Raw genomic sequence first — 6645 nt, 5'->3', positions numbered from 1 at the left:
GCCACTCGCCATGACGTGGGATTGGTCCTGGCCACCGGCCACGCCTACACCCGCCCGGCCCACCACAAGAAGGGCACCAAACCCCGCCGAACAGCGCATATACCCAGCGGAGGTTAAATTTCAAGCTCAGTGGCGGGGCGGGCAGGACGATTGTTTTGCAACCAGGCGGTCGGACCGAGGGCGAAGGCGGCGATCGCAGTCAGGATAGGAATCTCTCGCCCTCTGCCGCCGTCTTGCGGACGATTAGCTTGCGGGTGCCGTGGCAACCTGCATTGCCGGGTTCCCGGACTGATCGGACGTGCCCGGCGTCGCCGGAGGTGTAGCTTCGTCCGCCGACGCGGTCAGCTCGATGCCCTTCGGGTGCGCAAACCCGGTGAACTGACCGAATTCGCCTGTGCTGTCGGACATCTCCGCAGTGAACGGCTTCAGCTCGCCGTTGATCACCGCCTCCAGTGTGCCGCCCTCGTCGGCAGTGAACACCACAAGGATCGCGGTCCGCTTGGCCCAGGTGGCGACGTCGCCGGTCATCAGTTGGAACGGATCGACGTGATCGCCGATCTGCTTGGTGTTCGACCACTTCGCCGATGTCTTCTCGTACGCCTTCTGGGCGTCCGTGCCGCTGTGGTCGCCGAACGCCGCATCCAACGCCTGAGCGACCAACACCGACACCTTCTGCGTGCGGCCGTCAGGGAACGTGTACAACACTTTGTCATCCGCGCCTGGTGTGCGAGCCGGCGCCCCGGCAGGCGACGTGGATGTCGCCGCGATGGAGGACGGCTGCGCATGGTGGGCCGCAGGCGCCGTCGTGGGCGGCAGCGCCGTGGCGGGCTGGGCCATAACCGGCGCGGCGACCGGCGGCGCAGCTTCTGGGGCGAGTTCATCCTCGAAGCGCCGCTGGTCGAGCTCCGCACGACGGTTGTTCAAGTCTTGGTCTGCGAGGTTACGCATCATCGCTTGCTGGGTGATCATCTGCATCATAGGGCCCAGGATGTCCATGCCGGAGCCCACCGGCGAGGTCGCGGCAGAGGCTGGCGCAGCGGGAGTGGTCGGCGAGGTCATGCCCGAGGTGTTCCCAAGGTTGTCGACGCCGCCGGGTGTCCGGTCGTCGAGGCGGGAGTCGTTCCCGCTGGGTGTCAGGCCATCAAACCCGGTGTCGTCCGAGCTGTCCAAACCGGTAGGAAACGTGCTCGGGTCGATATATGAGGGGTCCGCCGTACTCGGCGGCGTCCAGGATGGTGGAGTGATGCCGGCCGGATCCGCCAAACGCTGCCGCAAATCCGCGTTCTCCTTTTGCATCTGTGTGAGCTGATCTCTCAGTTCTTTCAGCGCTTCGGACTCTTTGTCCACTTCCTTGCTGAGGCCTTGCTGGTCCATCATCGCCTCCTTGATCACGCGGTCGCCCTCTTCGAGCGCCTGTGTGACGTACGCAAGAATGTGGTCGTCTTCGGACGTCCCATCCTGCGGCAACGCTCCCGCGGCGCCGTTGATGACGACGACCACATTGTTGATTGCCTGTTTGCCCTGGGCAGACTTCTCCAGAGAATCGTGCGCCAGCGGCGCCAATCTCTTGCTCGATTCGTACAATTCGTTGAACACTCGCTCGAGCGACATCACCGTTTCGGCGTAGTTGGTGATTTTAGCGCGGTGCGGATCATTGATGCCGGGTATCAACGCCCCCTCCGGGGGCAGTGGCGCCGATTCATCCTCGGCGAAACTGTCGTAGTATTGGCGCAGCTTCTTGGGGAGTTCAAGATGAAATGTCTCGGTGGCCTTGAGGAATCGGTACTGGTCCGGAAAATCCGGATGCGTCATGTCGGGCATTCGCATTCGTTCCATCTCCACGATGCCCCTCAACCAGCCCCGTTACCTATATCCCTCGTCGGTATGCTGGTCGGATTGCCGACGAGTCCCAGGCCGAGCGTGGTGGCAGCGCCTGCCGTCGCCGCACCGGCACCCAATCTGGGCATACCGGCCCGCGCGATTTCCAACCTCTGCTTGGCTGTGCCATAGACTGCCTGCTTGTTCCTCACGAGAGCAGGGGCGCCTTTGAAGCTCCGCCCCAACGCCTTGACTCCGTTGCCGACCAGGCCTCTCGACGCGCCACCGACCACGCCACCGGGTATCGCACCCAAGGCCGCGCCGAAAAGCCCGGCTTCCACACCGTCGGAGAAGCTGCCGGTATCGGCCCAGGTGAACGCCATGCTGACGGCGCCACCGAGCAAAGCGCCGCCGACCGGACCGCCCAACGCGAATCCGGCCAAGCTCGCCGCGCCTGAAGCGATGTCCTTACCTTCGAGTTCCCATTCGAGGCCGAACATGTTCACGTGATTTCACCTATTCGATGGAAACGAGTAGCCATGGACCCGTTGCAGTTTCGGATGCGTGATCGCAGTGGACGCCACAACGAGAGGGTCCCAGCTCGGTATGCAAACCGGTATGGGGGAAACTCCTACCATCCGTGCAGTCACCGTTGCCGGGCGCTTCCCTCCACGTTTCCAGGCAACTACTCGCTGCCGCTGCGATGGAGTGAGTGCGGAACGGGCGCGGCGGCGGTAGCGCAGCCCAAGGTCGGGAGGCTGGCCGGTGGGGGACTTGGTGGCGAACGCGGTCAACAGCAGGCCGTCACGGTGGGTGAACCGCAGCTGCGCCCGTGATGCGGGCGTTCTTTCCGCACGATGACGCGCATGCCGGTTGGCCACTCAGTCAGGTCGTTCAGCCTGGTCAGCTCGGCCAGCCACGCGCCGTCGGGGATCGTGCTATCGGCGTCGTGCGGGCGCGACGGCCGGTTGCGGTCGGCAGATCGTTGCCGACTTCGACGGTCGCCGCCGCGTCGCGGTTGACGTTTCAGAGGAGCACGCCGCCCTCGAACCGGGTATCGTCCATGGTTCGGTTCCTGCGATGGGGTCGCGGGCGCCGAGAGCATCGGTTGGGCATTTGAGACCGGTCACCATGCCGCCACGCACGATGGCCGAGGCCGTCAACGTCGGGATCGTCGACGCCCACCTGCTGCCGGAAATCCTGCGATTAGCCGACGACGTCGTTCTGGTGCCGGAAAAGTGTATTCAGCAAGGAATCCCGCTGCTGAGCAACATAATCGGCCACCCTGTCGAGGCTGACGCTACCCTCGGGGCCGATAGCCGTCCTCGGATCCGGCGGCGTGCTCCACGGAGCCCAGCGGCACCGTACATGACATCTGCTGTCAAGAAGTCCTCACCCTCGTCACCGGCGGCAACGTCAACCCACACTCTCAACTCAACCCACAACCTCTTCCACGCGCCAGCACACGGCCGGCGCAGGTGATGTACCCGCAGGTCCGGTTCGGGCAGCAGACGTGACTGGACGTGCCGGCCGCACGCCCGCCACCAAGCACTCATCACCATGACGTAGGCAGACGAGCCGATCGCGGCGTCGGTGGCGCGGTCCTGGCGGATCCCGGCCAGCGCGGACGCTCCCAGGACACACCACCGGAAACCTTGCACGTATCGGTGACCGACGCGTTCACGCAGCAACATTTTTCGACAGAGCTGCGGTGAACCGCGCAAGGTTGGTGCCGCGTATTGGACATCGACGGAACGTCTGGCACACAAGCGAGTGCGGCGCCAGCCGCTTCCAGCCAGATCACTCAGCAACCTATGTGCGACAGAATCTTTTATTGCATTTGTTGGGTTCGACAGCGCGCCCCGACTCACATGCTCTCGCTGCCCGCGAACTACATGCAAACGGGCGTCGTCCGGCAGTGGGTTGTTGTCAATTCGGTTGCCGCTGTGCAACTTTATGCCCGGAGCGAAGCAGTGGCCCGTGTAATCGGTACCGCACGTCACACTTTAACGGGCCGTTGAATGATGGCACAATCCTCAGCGAGTCAACGTTGACGTAATCCAAGCGTATATAGATTCCCGCTCGGGGTGAGGAGCGACGCCAGTGCACCCGTTGAGACGCGGTTCCGGCTCATGTCCGCGCTGGCCCAAGGCGTGCGAGCCAGCACATTGGGCACCATGTGCCGTGCTCGGGCGATGTCGCGACTGGGTCAACGCCAGTTTCGTTCGACGCAGGGTGGTCCGGTTTCTGATCATCATGCAGGTTCTCCTAGGGATCACGTTCCTCCTGGGAGGGGCCGCTGCCGCCCGCACCGATGCAGTCGCCCAAGACGGCAGTATGTCCGCCATCGATGGGCTCGACTGGACCGATGTCAAGGACTCTTCGGGGATCCCGTTGTCGAATTACATGTTCGTCACCCCCGACGGCAGTCTTTTCGACCCGGAGGACACGGCGTTGTCGATGGTTCTGGGCTTGGAATTCATGGTGTTCATGGTCATCGTGATCAGCGCTATCTGGCTGACCGGCTACGTGGTGAGCTTCCGCTGGCTCGACTACCTGGCCGAGCCGTTGCGCGCGGTCGGCGACAGCCTTACGAATCAGATAGGCATCCCGATCGTGTTGACCGTGGCGGCGTCGATCGGTGCGTTCTTCGTGGCGTGGTGCGTTGCGCGTGGATATCACGCCAAAGCTGTGCTCCAGGTCGTCACGATGTTAGGGGTCGCCGTGCTCGGACCGACCTACTTGGCGCAGCCATTAGCAGACGTGCTGTCCTCGGACGGGTTGCTCGTGCAAGGTCGCGATGTCGGGATCTCGGTCGCAGCGGGACTCAGTGGCGATGCCAGCCCGGAGACCGGGTCGATCATTGACACCTTGAGCGGCTCGTTGGCCGATAACTTCGCACGCCACCCATTGCAGGTATGGAATTTCGGTCACGTGGTCGACGACTCGCCGCGCTGCCGAGCGGGATGGTCAGCGGGCGTACTGGCGGGCAATGAGGCGCAAGTCGCGAGGGCCATGAGTGCCTGCGGCGACTCGTATGCGTTCGCGAAGACCGAGAATCCGAACATGGGGCAGGTCGGTACCGGCCTTGTGCTGTTGATCTTCGGGACGATTCTGCTGCTCTTCCTGGCCTACTTGGCGATCAAGATCTTCCTCGCTGCACTCTCTTCGATCTATCACGCCATCCTGGCCATCTTCGGTTTCGCCGCAGGAGGTTTCATCTATGGCCCGACTCAAACATTCCTGGTTCGCAATCTGGTTGATATCGTCGGCGATGCATTCTCGATGGTGTCCTACACCATATACCTCGGTGTATACGCCTTCGTGTTGGACAGCATGTTTCGGGCGGCCCCTGGCGGCGGCTTGGCGGTGATCTTTGTCAGTGGCATTCTGATGATCGCAGGCTTCGCGCTATTGCGGCGCCTCGATATCAGCCTCATCGGCGGCCAGAGCCGGATCGCCACGCAGATCGGCGCCGCGCTTGCCGGCAAACCCGCGTCTGCGGTGGCGGCCACCGCAGGAATGGGCGAAGTGAGCCTTCGCTACACAATGTCGCCGGGACACCTCGCCACCGCCGGAATGCGCTGGCTCAATGACCTCAGCGTCATCAACGCCAGCCCCGTGACATCATGGCTCTTTCGTCGCCCGAACCCGTTGACGTACTTTTCGGGTCTTCAGCAACATATGAACTACTTGAATTACGAATTATTGCTGGGACGGCTGCCACCCGAGGCCGCGGAGAGTTGGATGGGTCGACTCACCGCAGGAAAGAATGCGCACGACGCGGCGGCCAGACTTGCGGTTGCAGAATTCGGTGGCCACAACCCTCGGGCCGCCGCGGCGGCGGTCACAAATGTGGTAGATCTCAGCGGTGACCTCGGCGACGCCCTGGGTGCTCTCATGGTTGCCGGCTTCTCCGAAAAAATGGCCAGAAGAGCGATCCAAGCCCACGTCCTCATGAACACGGCCGGCGAGGACAATCCAGTGGTGTACGGCCCGCTGGCAAAGGTCGCCGCCGCGCTGGAACTCGCCGATAACGCCAGGGATCTCCCTGGTGTGCAAAGAGATGCCTACGTAGCTCAGTTTGTGGAATCAGCGAGTCTGTTCCATCGAGTGGCAAGCCGCCCGCTGTATCGGGACAACAGGAACGTGGACCATGAGTTTGTTCGGAAAGTCACAGAGAATTGGAACAAGTCGTACGAAGAGCTCAAGAACTCCGTACCGGCCGAAGAGTGGAGATCCGTCAATGGCGACACGCGCAGATACATAGGGAGCAGTCTCGCAGATGCGCTCAATGAAGCAGCAAAAAGCTATTCGAAAGAACAGGCCGAGGAAAAACTCGCCGAGGCCACTAAAATCAAGGATATAGCCGTAAATCTTGATTTGATCCTATCGAATACGAATGTCGGAATTTGGACGAACTAGCTTTGTTCCGAAAATGAGGTGATCGAGAAATGGCAACAATGCGAACAGAAAACATTCGAAGTCTGGTTCCCGCCCGGATGGACCGGCTTCCGTGGACCAGATTCCATTGGCTCATCGTGGTGGGTCTGGGTGTGTCTTGGATCCTCGACGGAATCGAGATCCAGATCGTCAGCAGCATGGGAGGGCCACTGCAGAGCCCCGAAGCCCTGAATCTGACCAGCGGTCAGGTAGGCGCGGCGGCCTCGTGGTACCTGGCCGGTCAGGTCGTCGGCGCGCTCTTCTTCGGTCGACTCACCGACAGACTCGGCCGTAAGAAGCTGTTCATCCTGACCCTGGCGATTTATCTCATCGGCAGCGGATTAGCCGGTTTCTCCTGGAACAGCTGGTCGCTGTACCTGTTCC

Annotated in this window: 4 protein-coding genes and 1 pseudogene; 2 read left to right on the top strand and 3 right to left on the bottom strand. The window is 62.0% G+C overall.

The window, feature by feature from the left end; all coding sequences use genetic code 11:
* Nucleotides 1–243: 243 nt before the first annotated feature.
* The 3 genes and pseudogenes from IU459_RS36205 to IU459_RS39070 form a co-directional block, all read right to left on the bottom strand.
* Nucleotides 244–1821: a TMF family protein gene (locus IU459_RS36205; RefSeq protein ID WP_195134100.1), complete on the bottom strand. Its 1578-nt coding sequence runs from the start codon at nt 1819–1821 to the stop codon at nt 244–246.
* 29 nt (nt 1822–1850) lie between these two features.
* The gene (locus tag IU459_RS36200) at nt 1851–2324 is read right to left on the bottom strand and encodes a hypothetical protein (RefSeq protein ID WP_195134099.1); all 474 of its coding nucleotides are present in this window, start codon (nt 2322–2324) and stop codon (nt 1851–1853) included.
* A gap of 213 nt (nt 2325–2537) precedes the next feature.
* Nucleotides 2538–2752, bottom strand: a pseudogene (locus IU459_RS39070) (IS1380 family transposase); the annotation flags it as partial.
* Between the two features lie 1322 nt (nt 2753–4074).
* On the opposite strand from IU459_RS39070, the gene IU459_RS36195 reads away from it, so the two are divergent.
* Nucleotides 4075–6243: a hypothetical protein gene (locus tag IU459_RS36195; protein ID WP_195134098.1), complete on the top strand. Its 2169-nt coding sequence runs from the start codon at nt 4075–4077 to the stop codon at nt 6241–6243.
* Nucleotides 6244–6272: 29 nt separating this feature from the next.
* Nucleotides 6273–6645: MFS transporter (locus IU459_RS36190; RefSeq protein ID WP_228839004.1), on the top strand; the 373-nt coding region annotated here is incomplete at its 3' end.

It is taken from the genome of Nocardia amamiensis (assembly GCF_015477605.1).
GTDB lineage: Bacteria > Actinomycetota > Actinomycetes > Mycobacteriales > Mycobacteriaceae > Nocardia > Nocardia amamiensis_A.
Note: the sequence above shows the minus strand (reverse complement) of the source record. Positions and strands in the feature narration are given on the sequence as shown.